Below are 18,054 nucleotides of genomic sequence, written 5' to 3' on the forward strand. Positions count from 1 at the left end.
TGATTTGACCTAAGGAAAGTACGACATTGGCTAGGCGCGTAGCGCCGCGATGACTGCTTTGAGGCCGGCAGACAGGTGTCGTTGACTCGGATAATAAAGATACAAAGTGTCGTCCACGGAGCACCAGTCTTCGAGCACGCGAACCAGCGCGCCACTTTCGATGTACCGCAGCACTCGAAAATCCCAGACAAATGCCAACCCGCAATTTTGAAGGGCGGCTTTTACCATTAACTCCTGGTCGTCAAGAGTCAGTGAGCCCTGCACTTCAACATGGAGCTTTTCAGCGTTGCGCTGAAATTCCCAATTCAGCATGGCGCCGCTCGGAAAGCGGTATCGTATGCAGTTGTGGGCAGTCAAGTCTTTGGGCGTCATAGGGCGGGGGTGGCCCTTAAGATATTCGGGCGTACCTACAACTGCGAACCGCAGATTTGTCTTTATGCGGACGGCAACCATATCTTGGGAAAGCCTTTCTCCAAACCGGATACCCGCATCAAAGCCCTCCTGAACGATGTCAGTCAGGCGGTCTGTCGCAACGATGTCCAAGTGAAGGCCTGGATTCTCACTCAGGACCTTGCCCAATACCTCATCCAGGACGGCGGGTGCAACCGAGTTGGGTATGTTGAGCCGGACGGTGCCAAACGGGGTATCTCGATAGGAGTTCAGCCCTTCCAGTGCAGTCTTGATCTGACCGAAGGCTGGGCCTAGATCACTTTGAAATCGCTCGCCGGCTTCGGTTAGCGCAACGCTACGTGTCGTTCGATGGAAGAGCCGTACCCCAACACGCTGCTCTAAGCGGCGCACCGCGTAGCTCACTGCAGACGCGGCTACGCCTCGCTGCAAAGCAGCTTTGCTAAAGCTTTTGTGCTGGGCGACAGCGAGGAACATCTCCAGGTCTGCAAGCTCATAACCGTTCATTTGTATGTCCAATTCACAACCGATGTCGATATTTTACTCTTTATCCTATCTATGTGCTTACCCAAAATGTCCCCTCCGAACGTTCACCATCATAGGAACAGAAATGACTAGCAAACCGTTCAAGACCCTCGAGGGTAAAGTTGCATTGGTTACTGGGGCGAGCTCTGGCATCGGGCGAGCTACGGCAATTGAGCTCGCTCGTCGAGGTGCGAAAGTCGTTGCCAGTGCTCGAAGAAGCTCGGAGCTCGTGGCGTTGGTGGATGAGATCAAATTGGAGGGGTTTGAGGCGACCGCCGTTGTAGCGGATATCAACGTAGAGCAGGACGTCATTGACCTTGTAGATACTACGGTTTCGACTTATGGTCGCATTGACATAGCATTCAACAACGCTGGCACTGAAGGTGAGTTTACGCCGTTTATCGATCAAACGACCGAGATCTATGATCAAATTTTTAATGCAAACGTACGTGGCGTTTTTTGGTCGATGAAATATCAAGCAAAAATGATGCTTGCGCAGGGAAGCGGAACGATCATCAACAATGCCTCCATGGGGGGGGTAATAGGTTTTGCCAACGCAGGCTTGTATATTGCAAGCAAGCACGCAGTCTTGGGATTGACCAAGACTGCGTCAATCGAGCTGTTTAAGCAGGGTATTCGCGTAAATGCCGTGAATCCTGGAATTATCGATACCCCGTTCCAGGACCGTATCTGGCCAAGCAGTGAAGCAAAGGACGACTTTGCGGCATCCACAGTGCCGGGGCGTGCGGGTGTAGCGCGTGAAGTTGCGGCAACTGTTGCATTCCTGGCCTCAGACGATTCATCCTTTGTTTCTGGACATGGCCTGCTAATTGACGGGGGGTATTCTATCGCATAATTGAGCCCGGTGATTAATTAGCCGGCATGCCTTATAGCCGGATGGTATATAAGTAATGACTCCGGCTAACTAACCCGAAAAGTATCCGTTCGATTGTGAATCTCTAGTAGGGTTCGATAGTATGGGCACTACGCTATGATTGAAATTGAGAAAAATCTTGATTTTTACGCTCAGCGACCTTAGTGGTCTTATTATGGTTACTTGGAAGTAGCGAAAAGTTTGTGTCAAAGTAGGTGGAAAGATGTAGCAATTTATACTGCGCGAGCCTTTAGTACTGAGGTTTGCGTAACTGTCGAAAAGATGATCTTGACAATGTGCTTGTATTGAGTTAATCCTAGATGCCTGTGCCAAGGCAGTATAATTTTGGCATCGTGTACTGGTGCGTACATGGAAGAAATAGTTTTCGATATGGCTTATGAGTCCATCAGAGGAATATCATCTAGATGCATTGCTTAGCGATAGTGCGCTAAGCGCTGAATAAAATTACCATTTAAGCCGAATAAGGAATTTTTGAAATGATTCTAAACCTGGAGTTTCTTGACCTTAACAGACAGGCATTGCGTCACGATGCAGTCAGGCACAACCGAAGCAGTCCTAAAATCGTAATCACTATCGACTAAAATATAGAATATTGGGCGTGCATGTGATCTGTACGCTTGAGTTGATGAGGTGCGCGCAGGTGCAATAGCGGTAGGGCTCTTTATGTCGGATGGCTCAAAATGAAGTTTAATAGATCTGATTTCGCGGATCTCTCCTATTTTCTGACCGTGGCTCGGCACTTGAACTTTCGGCGTGCGGCCATAGAACTTGGAATTACTGCTTCAGCGGTGAGTCACTCTCTAAAGGGACTGGAAGAGCGGCTCAATCTCAGGTTGCTGAACCGTACCAGTCGTAGCGTCACGTTGACGGCTGCCGGCGAAGAGTTGCGGGATACTTTGAGTCCACACTTTCAAGCCATCTCGCAAGCAGTCGACGGCTTAACTCGTTTAAGTGAAACGCCCTCTGGTCATATTCGTCTAAATGTACCGGCTGGAGCTTCTGAAGCCATAATCGCTCCAGTGCTGCCGATTTTTTTTGACAGATACCCCAATATACTGGTGGATATAAGCGTTACCAATCGAATGATAGATGTCACCGCCCAAGGGTTCGACGCTGGGATTCGATATGGTGGGACTGTTCCAGAAGATATGGTCGCCCAACGGTTGTCACCAGATACTCGCTGGGTTGTTGCTGGAACTCCTGCCTACTTTGATCGATATGGCATACCCATGCGACCGGAAGATTTGATGCAGCATCGGTGTGTACAAATAAGGCTAGGTGACGAGCGCCTCTATCGATGGGAGTTTGAGAAGGCCGATGAGAAAATTGCGATCTCTGTTCCTGGCCCCGTTATAGTGGATGATGGTTCTCTCGCAATGAAGTTTGCGCTGAGTGATGCTGCACTCGTCTACATGAACGAATGGGATGTAAAGGCTCATGTGAAGGATGGATCGCTGAAGTTGGTTTTAGGCGATTGGTCACCCTTGGGTGAGGGATATCATATTTATTATTCGAGTAGACGCCAGGTTCCTATAGGGGTTGTGCTCTTGATTAAATTGATTAAAGAGCTTGGTCCGCTTGGATGATTTTGCGTTCGACTAGGTTTTTACACTTCGATTTCAGTTTTTTGTTTGGTGGGGCAGCGTTTAATTTTCACGGCACGTAAATTAAGCTACAGAGTTAAATCATTTAAGTTTTAAATTCCGCATTTGAGCTTCTCCTCCATAGTCGGCTGAAAAGTGTGGAGGGTCTACCAGTTCGCTAGTATTGTACGAAAGTCCGAAAAGTAGCTTGAGTTGAATCGGCGAGCTGCGACCTACCTAGCGAACCGATTCGGCGCTTGTTGTATGCCTGTATTTATGTTGGCTGCTGATAGTCATTCGAGTAGCGATATAGTCGAGTTTGCAGTCTGCTAGCTTTCAGTAGAGCTTACTCCCTGAATGATGTCATGGCAGTTTGTTTGCTTCTTGGGGTTTTTTAATAACTCTCACTTCAAGTATAGCTTCTTGGGTATTTCACGTCGGTGGGAGGCCCAGATGACACATGAAGGTTGTGCAGCGAGTGATCGATATTCTCGCGATTATCGTGTGCTAGCCTTTTTTCGCGTTTCAATTGAGAGAAATCGGACATATTGATGAGCTAAGCTCATTGCATCATCAAACTGTGCGATTCCTTCTGCTCGTCTCTTTCACTTAGACTAAAACCTCCTAGCTGTGCCGGCCAAATGGCACTTGGTGAGCGCTTGAAGCATTTTCGAGATGGCTCACAGTTTGGCTTTGGCCGGCTTATCGTTTAGATAGGTCGATCAATACAGATCGAAAAGTGGAGGGCGCTCCCTAACGCAGCTCTGCTGATACTGAATTCGATCGACTCCAAATCCTAAATGGCGTTTTTAGCAATTAAACGCCTCTCGATATTTTCATTCAGTATAAGGGCGAATAAATTGTTACGAAATATTCATTCCAGATTTATCATGATGTCGACTTTTCTTGCGTTGATTCTTGCTGGTTGTGGTGAGCAAGAAAAGAATGCACCTCAAGCGAGTATTCCTGAAGTGGGTGTGGTGACGGTGGCTGCAACACCAGTACCTGTCTTCTCATACCTTCCTGGACGGACGAGCCCTATGACAGTGTCTCAGGTCCGAGCGCGCGTCGACGGCATAGTATTGAAGCGAGAGTTCATTGAAGGGCAAAACGTTGAAAAGGGACAGACACTCTTCAAGATTGATCCCGCTCCATACGTAGTAGCTTTGGACAACGCTAAAGCTATTCTCGCAAGGGCACAAGCAAACCTCACTGCCCAGAATGCGGACGTTGCGAGATATCGCAACTTGCTTGAGGGCAACGCAGTGAGCAAACAAACCTACGAAAACGCGGTTGCGGCTCAAGGTCAGGCAGCTGCGGACGTCGCCGCTGGTCGCTCAGCGGTCGCACTGGCTCAAATCAATCTTGATCATACTCAAGTCGTGTCTCCGGTATCCGGGCGCATCGGTGTATCCGAAGTTACGGAGGGTGCTTTTGTGCGCGCAAGCGAAGCCACTCTCCTAGCGACAGTCCAGCAACTTGACCCAATTTATGTCGACCTCGTGCAATCAAGTTCCGAAGGTTTGCGATTTCGTACGGATATTTTAGAGGGGCGACTTGAGGTGGAAAGGGAGGGCTCGCCGAAAGTTGATCTTATGCTCGAAACAGGCAGGGCATACGATGAGAAAGGAGAACTACAATTCTCAGATATCAGCGTTGAACGAGGAACGGGAGCGGTAACATTGAGAGCAGTTTTCCCGAATAAAAATCATCTTCTCTTGCCAGGAATGTTTGTGCGTGCCCGTATTCAAGAGGGTGTGAACCATGCAGCGATGCTGGTCCCCCAGACTGGCATAACCCATGATCAAAGTGGCAGGCCAATAGCACTGGTCGTGGGAAATGACGAAAAAATCGCCCAAGCTGTGCTGACAACGGCAGGAACCCACGGTGCTGATTGGATTGTGACTGGGGGAGTCAAGCCTGGTGATCGAGTAGTCGTTCAGGGCGTTCAAAAAGTCAGACCAGGTGTTCAAGTTACTACTGTTGCAGCAACTGTGCCGCCTGCATTAACTGGTGATGCCTTCACGCTGAAGACTGCATCGCGTGAGCAATGATCACACTAAAAAGCGAATTATCACCGTATGTCTAATTTCTTTATTGATCGACCTATTTTTGCATGGGTATTGGCCATCCTGTTGATGTTGGCGGGTGTGGCGGCAATTTTTTCGCTGCCGGTTGCCCAATATCCAACGATTGCACCGCCGACCATTCAAATTCGCGCCGAGTACCCCGGGGCCTCTGCTAGCACCGCGGAGAACACAGTCACGCAGCTTATTGAGCAGCAAATGAATGGCCTTGATGGCCTTCTATATATGGCATCTGAGAGCGATGACTTTGGCAATACGCAGATAACCCTGACCTTTGCACCAGGAACTGATGCGGATATAGCGCAGGTTCAAGTGCAGAATAAGCTACAGCTGGCCACTCCACGACTGCCACCGACCGTGCAACAAAGTGGCATTAGGGTCACAAAATCAAGTAACAATACATTGCTTGCTATCTCATTTGTATCGCCAGATGGAAGTATGAATAGGGATCAACTATCTAATTACCTCGCTGCGAATGTGCAGGACCAACTTAGCCGAGTTGATGGTGTAGGGACTGTGCAGTTGTATGGTAGGCAATTTGCGATGCGTGTGTGGTTAGACGCGGCCAAGCTGACTAGTCATAGCATTAATGCCACGGATGTCACCGCTGCAATTGCAGCCCAGAATGTTCAGATCGCCGGTGGGACTTTGGGCGGTACGCCTGCTGTCCCAGGACAAATGGTTCAAGCCACTATTACGCAAGCAACATTATTAAGAACTCCCAAAGAGTTTGAGGATGTTCTTCTAAGAGTGGAGCCCGACGGTTCTCAGGTTCGAATTAAAGATGTTGCCCGGGTAGAGCTCGCTGGCGAGGATTACAACTATACCGTGGAGTACAACGGCCAGCCATCATCGGCCATGGGTATTCAATTAGCTCCAGGTGCTAATGCATTGAAGGTGGCCGCGGCGGTTAAAGACCGAATAAGCCAACTAGAGCCATTTTTTCCTCCAGGGATGGAGGTTCGTTATCCTCAAGATTCATCCCCTTTCGTGAAGGCATCGATCCAAGGGGTTGTAGAAACCTTGGTTGAAGGGATTGCGTTAGTCTTCCTTGTTATTTATCTATTCCTGCAAAATATTCGTGCCACTCTAATTCCAACAATTGCGGTTCCGGTTGTGTTGTCCGGAACTTTTGCGATAATGGCAGCCGCTGGATTTTCGATAAATACGCTCACTATGTTCGGCATGGTGCTTGCCATTGGCCTTCTTGTTGATGACGCTATTGTCGTGGTGGAAAACGTTGAGCGAGTAATGACGGAAGAGGGGCTTGGGCCTAAAGAAGCTACTCGCAAAGCCATGGGGCAAATTTCAGGTGCGTTGATAGGGATTGCTATTGTTATATCTGCCGTCTTCGTTCCGGTTGCATTTTCAAGCGGCTCGGTTGGTGCGATTTATCGGCAGTTTTCATTGACTATTGTAGTCGCTATGATTCTATCGGTGTTAACCGCACTGGTTCTTACTCCCGCTCTTTGCGCGACCTTGCTTAAGCCCGCTAAACATACAGTTAGTAATCGGGCAACAGGATTCTTTGCTTGGTTCAACCGCATTTTTGATCGAGGTCAGCAAGGTTATCAGCGTGGAGTTAAAGGTGTTATCCAGAAAAAAAACCGCTGGATGTCGTTGTACCTGATATTGATTGTTGTCGTTGGCTTTCTTTTCATGCGGCTGCCTACATCGTTCCTCCCGGAAGAGGATCAAGGGCAGATGTTTGTGATCATGCAGTTGCCTGCAGGCGCAACCCAACAACGCACGACTCAGGTCGTGGATGAGGTAAGTGCTTACTTGCGAAATGAAGAGTCGGACATAGTTGAATCGACTTGGGAAATCAATGGTTACAGCTTCTCCGGTCGAGGGCAGAACTCTGGTTTAATATTTGTTCAGATGAAAGACTATGCGCAGCGCGGAGAAGATAGTGAAACAGTTCAGGCGCTTGCCGCACGTATAAATGCGCGGTTTGCAGAATATAAAGACGCGATAATTATCGCTGGTACACCGCCATCTATTCCCGAAATGGGGAGCGCCTCGGGATTTGATTTATACCTCGTCGACCAGGGCGGAGTGGGGCATGAAGCGCTACTTGAAGCTCGCGACCAATTGATTGATAAGGCGAATGAGAGTCCAGCACTTAAACAAGTTCGTGCGAACGGTTTGGCCGGCACATCAAAGTTTAGAGTAAACGTCGATCGAGCAAAGGCCGGTGCGCTCGGTCTAACTGCTAGCGATATCGATCAAGCGTTTGCGATCGCGTGGGGCTCATCGTATGTGAATAACTTTTTGGACCTCGATAATCGTATTAAGCGGGTGTTTGTGCAGGGTGACGCTAAGTGGCGGATGACCCCCGAGAACCTCAATGATTGGTCACTGCGAAATCGCGATGGAGAGATGGTGCCCTTCAGTGCATTCACCAGTTTTGCCTGGAGCTTTGGCTCTCCGAAGTTAGAGCGGTATAACGGTCAATCAGCTGTTCAGATTCTCGGAAATCCATCCTTCGGTAGCTCTACAGGTGAGGCGATGGGAGCAATGGAGGCGCTAATGAAAGAGCTTCCGCCTGGTGTAGGCTATGAATGGACCGGTCTTTCATATCAAGAGAGACAATCTGGGGCACAGGCTCCCATTCTCTATGCGCTGTCTGTCCTTGTAGTCTTCCTTTGCTTAGCTGCCCTTTATGAAAGTTGGTCAATCCCTGCCTCAGTTATTATGGTTGTGCCACTGGGGGTTCTAGGTACAGTGCTGGCAGCTACATTAAAAGGTCTTGATAATGATGTATTCTTTCAGGTTGCATTATTGACTACGGTAGGGCTTTCCGCCAAAAACGCTGTGCTCATCGTCGAATTTGCACGTGAGCTCCAGTTGAAAGGTTTTGGTGTAGTTGAGGCTGCAGTTGAGGCCGCACGCATGCGTTTGCGTCCGATTATTATGACGTCTCTCGCGTTTATACTCGGTGTTCTTCCTCTTGTATTCAAAAATGGCGCAGGAGCTGCAAGCCAAAATGCGATCGGCACAGGAGTAATCGGCGGTATGCTGGGAGCGACTATCCTGGCAATCTTTATGACACCGCTATTCTTTGTGTTGGTCAGCAAGCTATCTACTAAAGCGGCCGCTGAGAGAAGCAGCTCTGGCTTTCCCCATGCTTCTGGTGAGCACTGATATGAAAAAAATGAATTAGCTTCAACTTCAATCCTTTTCGTTTAGGCTGCTTGGAGGATGCATCCTGCAACCTCCCTAGCAGTCTACTTCATGAACCTTTGGCCTGGAGACTCTCCTAGAATGTATTCAGATAAGTTCGCCATCCTTTATGGGCTCCACGTGAGAGGGCTATAAAAAGGCTGAGTTTGGTTTCGATGTTTGTGGCTGTAGGCCCTGGCGTGGGAAAGTAGGGTAGTGGTACTTTTAAATAGTAAAGCTGCATGTTATTCCGGCGATTTACTTCGGGCAAAGTATGGGGTTGAGAAGTTTATGGATTGTAATAAAAATAGCGTCTGTCATGCGGATATTGTAAGCAAGTCCAGTTGTTGAAAATCCAGGTCTAGTTGGTTCGTGCCGACGCGCTACTTCGTCGCTAATTACAGGGGCACACGATTATGAACTATTTTCTCCGCTCTGCGCTTGCGATTGGCATCGTCTCCATCCTTGCTGGTTTGCTCGGCAGCGTTGTTCAAACGCAGATTAATCTAAGTACCCTTGGTGGGTTGAATGTGCCCGTACCTGTACCTTTACGCATTCAGGTCTCACTAGAAGATCTTGCTCGATTTAGCCTTGTCATGAGTGCGATTGCCATGGGGGGGCTCACGCCGGCTCTAGTGGCTACACATTTACTGAGCCGTGCTTTCTCTATTAAGTGGTGGTCATGGCTTTATTCGGTCGCCGGTTTTTTTGGATTCTGGGCTTTCTTCTGGGCGATGAGTTTCATAACGCCCATGCCCAACTTAATCGTCGCAACCGAACATACTTCAGGGCGAATAGCCATGTGTCTGGTCGGCTTGTTGGCGGGATTAACGTACAGATACCTAAACTTCGGGGAGTACTGGATTCGTAATTCTCAGCGTCGTCTGATCCTACTGACTTATGCCATGATCGTTGTCGGGATTTTATCAGCGCTCGCATTTTGGTTTTTTGCGCCAAGAGCTAACGAGAAGGTTACAGTAACCAATGCCTCTGGATACATGCTTCAGACGGTAGTCGGTGGACTTCACCATCCCTGGTCACTCGCATTTTTGCCGGATGGCAGCACCTTAGTGACAGAGCGCGCGGGTCGCCTTATTTTAGTTCGACGCAATGGGCTAGTCAGTTATTTGTCCTTGGAGGGTTTGCCCGGTGTGCGCGTAGATCGAAGTCCGGGGCGCTTAATGGATGTGCTCGTCGATCCTGAATTCTCTTCGAACAACTACGTATATTTCACAATGGTTTATGCGGATAATGAATTGATGGGAACTCGACTTGTCAGGGCGAAGCTGGTTCTAGATAGATTGGAAGATTTTCATACACTGTTTAGCGGCAGTCTTAAATCCAATGATGGCAACAACGGAGGTGCACTGGCTTTTTTGCCCGATAGAACAATTTTGCTTACGATAGGAGATGGTGAGCTTAGGAGCGAAGCGCAGAATCAGCTCAGCTCTTTTGGAAAAATTGTTCGGATTAGGGCCGATGTTGATATTTTTACAGGAGATCCTTATCACAATCTATCCGATGGGTTACCTGAAATCTATAGCATGGGGCACCGGAATCCTCAGGGAATAACTGTGGCGCGCTCTGGCAAGGAGGTATTATCCGTTGAGCACGGCCCTCGTGGGGGAGATGAATTAAATATAATTGTGGCTGGAGGGAATTACGGCTGGCCGATAGTTTCTGCCGGTGTTGACTACTCATTCGCCAGGATTTCGCCTTTTTTTAGTTCTGCTGATTATCGAGCCCCCCTATTCGAATGGACGCCGTCTATTGCGCCCTCACGTCTCGTGATCTATGAGGAGCATCTCTTTGAAGAATGGCATAGTAATATTTTTGTTGCGACGCTGAAGGATAAAAGTGTTCGGCGAATTATTCGAAAAAATGGTCTGGTTATGAAAGAGGAACGGCTACTAGCGGAGCTCGGCGAGCGCTTTCGAGACATAAAAGTTGGACAAGATGGTGCGATCTATGTTCTCACAGATGGAGAAAATGCGAAATTGTTGCGTATGGTGCCTGCTACGATAAAATGAATCCGTTCCCGTTCGCTAAATTTATTTGAAAATCGACATTCGTCACAATCTACAGCAGCCGCGACTATTTTCTAGTGCCGCTGATGAAGGAAAGGTAACGACCATCAGTCAATAGCTTATGCATCTACTTGTTGGCAATTTACAAATGATTTCGACTCATCGCTCCACAAGAACCCTGCTCGTATGGGACGATTGGGTCTCAGCAGAAAGACGACGTTCGTGAAACGCGACTTTAGCGGCCTCCATGCGTTCGCTGTTGTCCAGAACCCATGTGGCTAATGCACGCACTGGGGGAACAAAGTCGAGGCCTAGGGCTGTCAGAGCATATTCAACTTGAGGTGGTGTGACTGGTGTGACCGTTCTTGAGACAAAACCGATTTCTTCGAGTCCGCGCAGTGTCGAGGCCAGTACCTTTTGGCTGATTGCACCCACATCCCGGCGAAGCGCATTGAATCGAAGCGGGCCGCTGTCTAATGCATGGATGACGAGTAGTGACCATTTGTCGCTTACTCGCCCAAGCATGCTAACGAAGTGCTCACAGCCTAAGGTTTCTTCTTGGTTACCTTGTGTCGACATGGTGCCTCCTTGTGGGATTTATAGGAACGATTTTAAATCTGGTTTCCCAAGGTAACCATCTTAAGTGAGTTCTTCATGAATCCCAAACCCCGCATTGCCCTCATCATCGGTTCCACTCGCCCCACGCGCTTCGCGGATGTCCCTGCACAGTGGATGCTGCGGCAAGCCCAGGCACGAGAAGATCTGGACGTCGAGGTCCTGGATCTCCGTGACTATCCACTGCCATTCTTCGACGAGGTAGCAACCAACCTGTTTATGCCAAGCCAGAATGCTGAGGTCGTGCGCTGGCAGCAAACCCTGCGAAGATTCGATGGTTTTATCTTCGTTGTGGCGGAATACAACTTCGCCATCCCTGCGGTTTTAAAGAATGCTCTTGATCAGGCCTACATCGAGTGGAATTACAAACCTTTTACCGCTATCGCCTATGGCGGAACTGGAGGCGTGCGAGCGGTCGAAAATTTGCGTACGATTTCAACGGCTCTTCAAATGGTGTCCACGCGACATACGGTCAACATCGGTGGGGCAGACTTCTTCTCCGTTCACCCAGCTTTTGGTGTACATGTATCAATTGAAGAGATCGAGAAAAGCCTTTTGTTGTCCGCAAAAAATTCGTTAGATGAACTCGTGTGGTGGTCCCGAGCAACGATGGCTGCCAGAGTGGATAAGGATAGCAAATGAGAAAGCTGGTAGAGATCGATATATGGTCGGATATCGCTTGCCCCTGGTGCTATATTGGCAAGCAGCGACTAGAACGGGCGCTTGTTAACTATGGCGCAAAAGTTCGGATGGAGTGTCATTCTTTTCAAATGGAAGTAGAAACCACAACGGATTACCACAACGGATTACTTAGGCCCTCAGGCTGAATTCCTTACTGAGTATAAATATTTCCCATTTCAGACGCTAAGGCCATGTTCTCCTATGTGACAAAGGTCGCAGCAGATGGAGGTCTAGTCTTTGATTACGAAGCGTTGCGCCCAGCGAACATGTTGCTCGCGCATCAGGCGCTTCATTTTGCCAAGACGTATGGGAGCCAAGTTGCAATGAGGGAAGCATTGCTTAAGGCCTATTTGGTACGAGGTCTTAACCCTAATGTCGTGGATGTAGTAGCTGATTTAGGTGGTGAGATGGGGCTTGACTCTAGTCAGTTGCTCGCAGCACTGCGAGACTGCATATATATCGGTGATGTACGTGTTGACCATGTCCGAGCCGTTGAGTCTGGTATAACTGGTGTTCCATTCTGCTTGTTCAATAAAAATTTAACTATCTCTGGAGTTCAGTTACCCGAAGTGTTTCAGGGAGCGTTACAATGTGCCGAGGCGCTACGCCTAGGGGCAAGTTGAACAGCCCACTATAAAACTCGCGCATAGTGCAGCCATCCTTGGTTTAAGTGGTGTCTGTACTATGCTAACGAATGTTGGTGGTTTTTCGGTGGGCTAATAATTTTGGCGATTGCCGAACTATGAGGTGCTTTATCTGAATAAATATCGCAGTTTGATTTTTGGGGGCTTAAGTTTTCGAGATGAGTCCGGTAAGGAGATTTAACCTGTTTCCGTGGTTTTTAGCAGCACTATTTAATAAAGGGTCTTCAATCCCATTCTGATTTGGACTTTCCTATCGTATTTGCTTGGGTGGTTTTCTTAGTGCTTTAGTCAGACTTTGGGGCCTTATCAACGAAGGAGGTATGATGGCTCGTCTATCCAAATTTACCTTGAGTCAGAGTCTGGCCAGAGCTGATCTTGCCGATTTGAATCTCTTTGTGACAGTTGAGAAAACACGCAATTTCTCTAAAGCTGCGCGTCAGCACGGGCTATCCCCCTCAGCTGTCAGTCATGCTATCACTAATCTTGAAGCACGACTTGGCATGAGATTGTTTAATCGAACCAGCAGATCCGTTGTACCTACTGAGGTGGGCGCAACTTTTGCTCTGCGTTTGAGAGCAGCGTTCCAAGAAATCACGGAGGCATTGTCAGATATCAACCAGCGCCGTGGACGGCCGATAGGAAAACTCCGATTAAATATATTGAGCGACAGTGCGCGGATAGTAATGGCTAAAGTCTTACCGGATTTTATTCAACGATATCCAGAAATGGCTGTGGAGGTTGAGGTATGTAATCGAGCTTTTGATATCGTTTCAGCCGGATTTGATGCCGGTGTTGGGTATGCTAACACAGCCCCTGAAAACTTTATAACCATCCATATCGGTCGTGGGCTACGCTGGATAGCTGTCGCTGCTCCAGACTATATTTCTGTACGGCCACCCATTGAGGTGCCGTCAGATCTGAGAGTTCACGAGTGCATTAAGATTAATATTGGGGCTGGCTCAACATGTAATTGGGAGTTTTGTAAGGGTGATGAGTCGGTGATCGTTGAGGTATCGGGAAGACTGTGTGTCAATGAAACAGCGCTTGGTGTGGAACTGGCGCTGACTGGTGTCGGTATTTTATATTGTTTGCAATTCCGGGTGGCTGAGTATTTGGCTAGCGGAAGTTTGGTGAATGTGCTTTCTGATTGGGCTTTAGATACGCCGCCGTTCCGGCTCTATTATCCTCGTGGTCGGCAAATGGCACCGGGGCTCGCAGAGTTGATCAGTATGTTAAAAGCTTTTCATTAGGAGCATGAATGAATTCTATCTATGTTTTATTTCACATCGGTGATTCGAAATTGACTCTCGATCTATGAGTTGGCAGTACTCTTCATCCACGATGGCCGCCGCACAGGATCGTGACCAGTGCCATTTTTTCGTGTGACGCAAGCCTTCGCAGGCTACGCTCCTCACTCCGGCATCGATACCAAGCGGTTGAATATGGTCAAGCCACGATCCGCTCTCTTGAGATCCTGCATCGTTTTTATCTACTGCTTGCCAGCGATGTAGGATGAGTCCAGAATTGAGGCTATTCCTGTTCAAGGAATAGCGGAAACTTTTTCTATTTCAATGGCTCGCAAGCCCGATGCGAGTCTCGTTTCCATCCCCTAATTCAATTCGGGCAGCACCTTGCCTTTGTCAGGTTTCTTTGCAACCTGACAGTGCATAGCGAGCCCATTCCTCCATAAGCTGTTTTCGTTTTTCTAGCAGATCGCCTCGTCGATACGCTGCTTCAGTCGCATTACTGATTTTGTGCGCCAAGGCCATTTCAGGAACGATGTTGGCGAAGTTAGTTGTCTCGGCGGCCCAGTCTCTGAAACTTGATCGAAAACCATGCATGGTGATGACTTCGCCAGCTTCGTTGCGCCAGCCTGGTCCGTCGTTGGCTAAGGATTTCTCATCCATACCGCGTATTTTTTGTAGCATTGCCATGTTCGAGAGCGGTCGACCAATGCTCCGACCTGGGAAAAGCAACCCGCTTTTGCTTTCAGCCTTCAGGCATCTGAGCGTATGAAGGGCGGCTTTAGATAACGGTACTCGATGCTGGCGCCCGGCTTTCATTCGGGAAGACGGAATAGTCCAAATTTCTTCGTCCAGGTCAACTTCTTCCCAATACCCACCTATCACTTCGCTTGTGCGTAAAGCGCACAGTACGGTTAACTTCACCGCAGTTGAACTAAGGTCCCTGGAATGCTCTAGTTCTGCCATGAAGGCTGGCAATTGCTCCCAGGGTAGAGCGGGATGATTACCACGGTCTGCCAGCCTTCTTCTAGGTAGAAGCTTGTCCAAGTGACCTCGCCAGCGAGCGGAGTTTTCACCCGTGCGCAGCCGGCGTGCTTTGGCTGCATCGAGAACAAGCTCTAGCCGGTTTCTGACCCTGGCCGCTGTCTCAGGCTTAGCGGTCCATATTGGATTCAGAATCTTCAAGATATCGTCTGTTTCAACTTCGTCGACTGGCTTTTCTCCGATAAAGGGGAATGCATAGGTAGTGAGTGTGTTGACCCACTGTTGCGCGTGTTTTGCGTTTTTCCAGCCAGCTCTATGGGCTTCGATGTAGTCCACTGCACAAGCGCGGAAGGTGTTTTCAAGATTCATCTCCCGAGCAACCCGCGCAGCCTCAGCCTGCTGGAGTGCATCAGCCTTGTGTGTCAGAGGGTCGATACCCTCACGAATCAATGCTCTGTGAGTGTCGGCGCGGGAGCGCGCCTCCTTCAATCCATAGTGAGGGTAAGGGCCCAAGCCGATTTCCTTGCGCTTGCCTGCAAGCTGGTAGCGCAGCACCCACGCTTTTCCAGACTTTCGAATGACAAGGCGCAGGCCATCGCCATCATCGTACTTGCCATAATCCTTGAGGTTTTCTATCAATTTCGCGGTGAGCTTGGGCATGGTGTTGACCTCCGATCTTTGAATCCGGTCCCCCATTTGGTCCCCCACTCGTAGCCTGGAAACAGGCGGAACTGGGCGGAAGCTAGAAGACTGCGGCAACATTTAAGCTACCCCAAATATGCCGTTCTAGAGCGCCCGGGCGTCGGGTTTTGGATGCCGGTGGTCGGGGGTGGAAACACACTTCGAATGACTACGCTTCCGCCATATTCAAAGCCCTGATTATTCAGGGCTTTTTGCGTTTCTGAACGCGCAAGAATAGCGCTCTTTTCTCTCCGCCTTTTCCGCCACTCACCCAAAACACTCCCGCAAGAACGCCACGAACGTCCCACCCGCAGCACGCCGATGCGGATCGCCAGGTCGATGTTCTCCAGCAGCAGGTCTTCGTTGTGGTCGCTCAGGCGCAGGACGTGAGCACCATGGTGAGATCCTGCGTGAAGCTGCCGTCCTGGACGAGGCCAACCAGGCCATGAGCCAGGTCGCCGAAGGCCGGGGCCAGGGCAAGACCGTCCTGCATATTGCTGGCCGCTCGTAGACGCTTCGGGCGAGAGCGGGAGTGGACAAAGCGCTTTCCCGGGCGGTTCCAGCGCGGCCTGTGGTGCCGCGCCAGCTTGGGTCCCGAGCGCTATGGTTGCTCCCATCACGATCGTGATGCCCTCAAAGGCGATCTGCGTCCACCACCGCCTTGACGAACGCCTTCGGCGCCTCATGCGGCGGGTTGTGCCCGATGCCGCCGGTGAACACTCGATGCTCGTACTTGCCGGTGAAGCGCTTGGCATAGGCCTCGGCCGGCGGGTGGGGGGCGCCGTTGGCGTCGCCTTCGATGGTGATGGTCGGCACGCTGATACTGGGGAAGGTGGCCAGCTTGGCTTCCAGCGCGTCGTACTTGGCCTCGCCCTGGGCCAGGCCCAGACGCCAGCGGTAGTTGTTGACGGTGATTGCCACTTGGTCGGGGTTGTCCAGGCCCTTGGCACTGCGCTCGAATGTGGCGTCGTCGAAGGCCCATTTGGGCGAGGCGAGCTGCCAGATCAACTTGGCGAACGCCTGGCGGTTCTGCTCGTAGCCAGCACGGCCACGCTCGGTGGCGAAGTAGTACTGGTACCACCATTGCAGCTCGGCACTCGGCGGCAGCGGCGCCTTGGCGGCCTCCTGGCTGCTGATGAGGTAGCCGCTGACGGCCACCAATGCCTTGACCCGCTCGGGCCACAAGGCGGCGACGATGTCCGCCGAACGCGCGCCCCAGTCGAAGCCTGCCAGCACGGCGCGTTGCACGTGCAGAGCGTCCATGAAGGCGATCACATCGCTGGCCAGTGCGGCGGGCTGGGCATTGCGTGGGGTTTGTTCGGAGAGGAAGCGGGTTTCGCCATAGCCGCGGATGGACGGCACCAGTACCCGGTAACCTTGCGCGGCCAGCAGCGGGGCGACTTCCTCGTAGCTGTGGATGTCGTATGGCCAGCCGTGCAGCAGGATCACCACCGGGCCATCGGCCGGGCCTTGCTCGACATAGGCGACGTTCAATTCACCGGCCTTGATGTGCTTGAGCGGGCCGAAGGTCGAGGCGGCGGCTACCTGAGCGGTTTTTTCCGGCGTGGTGGCCGCGCTGGTAACGCCACTGGCCAACAGGCCCAGCGGTACGAGCATGCAGGCGAGCAAGGCCGAGGGTTTGAAGAAGGGGTTCATCTGACGGTCTCCGGTAGGGCAATGGGGGTGGCGTCAGTAGAGTGGGTGGCTGTATCGCCAATGTGTCGGCTTGGCCGTGATGTGTTTTCCTGCGTGTCGGGCGAAGTTTCATACACACTGCGATACAAAAGCTGGCTGCAAGAAAATCCGCTAGCATGCCGCGTTCACTTTAACCACGGATTAACCATGAGCAGCCCAATCTTCCGCGCCGCCACTCCCCAGGACGCACAGCGTTGCTTCCAGATCGAAACCACGGCCTACGAAGGTGACGAAGCGGCCACCCAGGAAAAGATCGCCCTGCGCATCGCCCAGTACCCCGAGGGGTTCCTGGTGCTGGAGCTGGACGGACAGGTGATCGGCTTCATCAACAGTGGTTGCGCCCATGAGGTGGTGATGTCCGATGAAGCCTTCAAGGAGTTGGTCGGCCATGACGCCCAGGCGCCGAACGTGGTGATCATGTCGGTGGTGCTGGACCCCGCCTTCCAGGGCCAGGGCTACTCGACGCAGTTGATGACGCGCTTCGTGTCGCAGATGCGCGAGCGCGGCAAGGCAAGCATCCACCTGATGTGCAAGGACCGACACGTGGGCCTGTACGAGAAGATGGGCTACCGCTATGTGCGGCCTTCGGCGTCGGACCATGGCGGCATGGCCTGGCATGAGATGGTGATGGCGCTGTGAGGCCCACTGCGAACCCCATCTGATACGGTTTTTTATCGCCAACCTGAATCTGTAACCGTATCAGTGCGAGGCGGACAATGGCCCTGTACCGTCAACACATTGTGGAGGTTCCGATGGGCAAGCTCTCGCTGTTCCTGGGTGGTTTTCTGCTGGTGACATTGCTGGTTGGCCTGCTGGGCAC

At 50.8% G+C, this 18,054-nt stretch carries 12 protein-coding genes and 2 pseudogenes; 10 read left to right on the forward strand and 4 right to left on the reverse strand.

Annotated elements, in window-relative coordinates:
* Nucleotides 1–30 precede the first annotated feature (30 nt).
* Nucleotides 31–915, reverse strand: a complete 885-nt coding sequence (locus RAC97_RS05140; protein WP_375097713.1) for a LysR family transcriptional regulator — start codon at nt 913–915, stop codon at nt 31–33.
* A gap of 103 nt (nt 916–1,018) precedes the next feature.
* On the opposite strand from RAC97_RS05140, the gene RAC97_RS05145 reads away from it, so the two are divergent.
* The 5 genes from RAC97_RS05145 (at nt 1,019) to RAC97_RS05165 (ending at nt 10,693) form a co-directional block, all read left to right on the forward strand.
* Nucleotides 1,019–1,789: an SDR family NAD(P)-dependent oxidoreductase gene (locus RAC97_RS05145; protein WP_375097714.1), complete on the forward strand. Its 771-nt coding sequence runs from the start codon at nt 1,019–1,021 to the stop codon at nt 1,787–1,789.
* 719 nt (nt 1,790–2,508) lie between these two features.
* Complete coding sequence (locus RAC97_RS05150) at nt 2,509–3,414, forward strand: LysR family transcriptional regulator (protein ID WP_375097715.1); 906 nt, start codon at nt 2,509–2,511, stop codon at nt 3,412–3,414.
* Nucleotides 3,415–4,211: 797 nt separating this feature from the next.
* Complete coding sequence (locus RAC97_RS05155; protein WP_375097716.1) at nt 4,212–5,465, forward strand: efflux RND transporter periplasmic adaptor subunit; 1,254 nt, start codon at nt 4,212–4,214, stop codon at nt 5,463–5,465.
* A 27-nt stretch (nt 5,466–5,492) separates the two neighbouring features.
* Nucleotides 5,493–8,645, forward strand: a complete 3,153-nt coding sequence (locus tag RAC97_RS05160; RefSeq protein ID WP_375097717.1) for an efflux RND transporter permease subunit — start codon at nt 5,493–5,495, stop codon at nt 8,643–8,645.
* Nucleotides 8,646–9,079: 434 nt separating this feature from the next.
* A complete protein-coding gene (locus RAC97_RS05165; RefSeq protein WP_375097718.1) occupies nt 9,080–10,693 on the forward strand; it encodes a PQQ-dependent sugar dehydrogenase in 1,614 nt (537 codons plus the stop codon).
* Nucleotides 10,694–10,849: 156 nt separating this feature from the next.
* On the opposite strand, the gene RAC97_RS05170 is transcribed toward RAC97_RS05165, so the two are convergent.
* Nucleotides 10,850–11,269 (reverse strand): helix-turn-helix domain-containing protein, encoded by a 420-nt coding sequence (locus tag RAC97_RS05170; protein ID WP_202883336.1) that lies wholly within the window; start codon nt 11,267–11,269, stop codon nt 10,850–10,852.
* Between the two features lie 75 nt (nt 11,270–11,344).
* On the opposite strand from RAC97_RS05170, the gene RAC97_RS05175 reads away from it, so the two are divergent.
* The 3 genes and pseudogenes from RAC97_RS05175 to RAC97_RS05185 all read left to right on the forward strand — a co-directional run bounded on the left by RAC97_RS05175 (nt 11,345) and on the right by RAC97_RS05185 (nt 13,880).
* The gene (locus RAC97_RS05175; RefSeq protein WP_375097719.1) at nt 11,345–11,947 is read left to right on the forward strand and encodes an NADPH-dependent FMN reductase; all 603 of its coding nucleotides are present in this window, start codon (nt 11,345–11,347) and stop codon (nt 11,945–11,947) included.
* Nucleotides 11,944–12,609 (forward strand): annotated as a pseudogene (locus RAC97_RS05180) (DsbA family protein). The gene RAC97_RS05175 and the pseudogene RAC97_RS05180 overlap by 4 nt, the downstream one beginning before the upstream one ends.
* A gap of 344 nt (nt 12,610–12,953) precedes the next feature.
* Nucleotides 12,954–13,880 carry a LysR family transcriptional regulator gene (locus RAC97_RS05185; protein ID WP_375097720.1) on the forward strand — a complete coding sequence of 309 codons (927 nt, stop codon included), beginning with the start codon at nt 12,954–12,956 and terminating at the stop codon, nt 13,878–13,880.
* Nucleotides 13,881–14,270: 390 nt separating this feature from the next.
* Here RAC97_RS05185 and RAC97_RS05190 read toward each other — a convergent pair whose 3' ends face one another.
* Nucleotides 14,271–15,518, reverse strand: a complete 1,248-nt coding sequence (locus tag RAC97_RS05190; protein WP_044047250.1) for an integrase arm-type DNA-binding domain-containing protein — start codon at nt 15,516–15,518, stop codon at nt 14,271–14,273.
* A gap of 394 nt (nt 15,519–15,912) precedes the next feature.
* On the opposite strand from RAC97_RS05190, the pseudogene RAC97_RS05195 reads away from it, so the two are divergent.
* A pseudogene (locus RAC97_RS05195) lies at nt 15,913–16,050 on the forward strand (quinone oxidoreductase); the annotation flags it as partial.
* A gap of 122 nt (nt 16,051–16,172) precedes the next feature.
* Here the strand turns inward: RAC97_RS05195 and RAC97_RS05200 are convergent.
* Complete coding sequence (locus RAC97_RS05200; RefSeq protein ID WP_375097721.1) at nt 16,173–17,195, reverse strand: alpha/beta fold hydrolase; 1,023 nt, start codon at nt 17,193–17,195, stop codon at nt 16,173–16,175.
* 186 nt (nt 17,196–17,381) lie between these two features.
* On the opposite strand from RAC97_RS05200, the gene RAC97_RS05205 reads away from it, so the two are divergent.
* Nucleotides 17,382–17,873 carry a GNAT family N-acetyltransferase gene (locus RAC97_RS05205; RefSeq protein WP_375097722.1) on the forward strand — a complete coding sequence of 164 codons (492 nt, stop codon included), beginning with the start codon at nt 17,382–17,384 and terminating at the stop codon, nt 17,871–17,873.
* Nucleotides 17,874–18,054 lie beyond the last annotated feature (181 nt).

The organism is Pseudomonas sp. LS_2, assembly GCF_042709235.1.
GTDB lineage: Bacteria > Pseudomonadota > Gammaproteobacteria > Pseudomonadales > Pseudomonadaceae > Aquipseudomonas.

What these genes read in the sequence shown, in the direction of transcription:
- RAC97_RS05140 (WP_375097713.1), bottom strand. Translation starts at nt 915, where the DNA reads ATGAACGGTTATGAGCTTGCAGACCTGGAGATGTTCCTCGCTGTCGCC.
- RAC97_RS05145 (WP_375097714.1), top strand. Translation starts at nt 1,019, where the DNA reads ATGACTAGCAAACCGTTCAAGACCCTCGAGGGTAAAGTTGCATTGGTT.
- RAC97_RS05150 (WP_375097715.1), top strand. Translation starts at nt 2,509, where the DNA reads ATGAAGTTTAATAGATCTGATTTCGCGGATCTCTCCTATTTTCTGACC.
- RAC97_RS05155 (WP_375097716.1), top strand. Translation starts at nt 4,212, where the DNA reads ATGGCGTTTTTAGCAATTAAACGCCTCTCGATATTTTCATTCAGTATA.
- RAC97_RS05160 (WP_375097717.1), top strand. Translation starts at nt 5,493, where the DNA reads ATGTCTAATTTCTTTATTGATCGACCTATTTTTGCATGGGTATTGGCC.
- RAC97_RS05165 (WP_375097718.1), top strand. Translation starts at nt 9,080, where the DNA reads ATGAACTATTTTCTCCGCTCTGCGCTTGCGATTGGCATCGTCTCCATC.
- RAC97_RS05170 (WP_202883336.1), bottom strand. Translation starts at nt 11,269, where the DNA reads ATGTCGACACAAGGTAACCAAGAAGAAACCTTAGGCTGTGAGCACTTC.
- RAC97_RS05175 (WP_375097719.1), top strand. Translation starts at nt 11,345, where the DNA reads ATGAATCCCAAACCCCGCATTGCCCTCATCATCGGTTCCACTCGCCCC.
- RAC97_RS05185 (WP_375097720.1), top strand. Translation starts at nt 12,954, where the DNA reads ATGGCTCGTCTATCCAAATTTACCTTGAGTCAGAGTCTGGCCAGAGCT.
- RAC97_RS05190 (WP_044047250.1), bottom strand. Translation starts at nt 15,518, where the DNA reads ATGCCCAAGCTCACCGCGAAATTGATAGAAAACCTCAAGGATTATGGC.
- RAC97_RS05200 (WP_375097721.1), bottom strand. Translation starts at nt 17,195, where the DNA reads ATGAACCCCTTCTTCAAACCCTCGGCCTTGCTCGCCTGCATGCTCGTA.
- RAC97_RS05205 (WP_375097722.1), top strand. Translation starts at nt 17,382, where the DNA reads ATGAGCAGCCCAATCTTCCGCGCCGCCACTCCCCAGGACGCACAGCGT.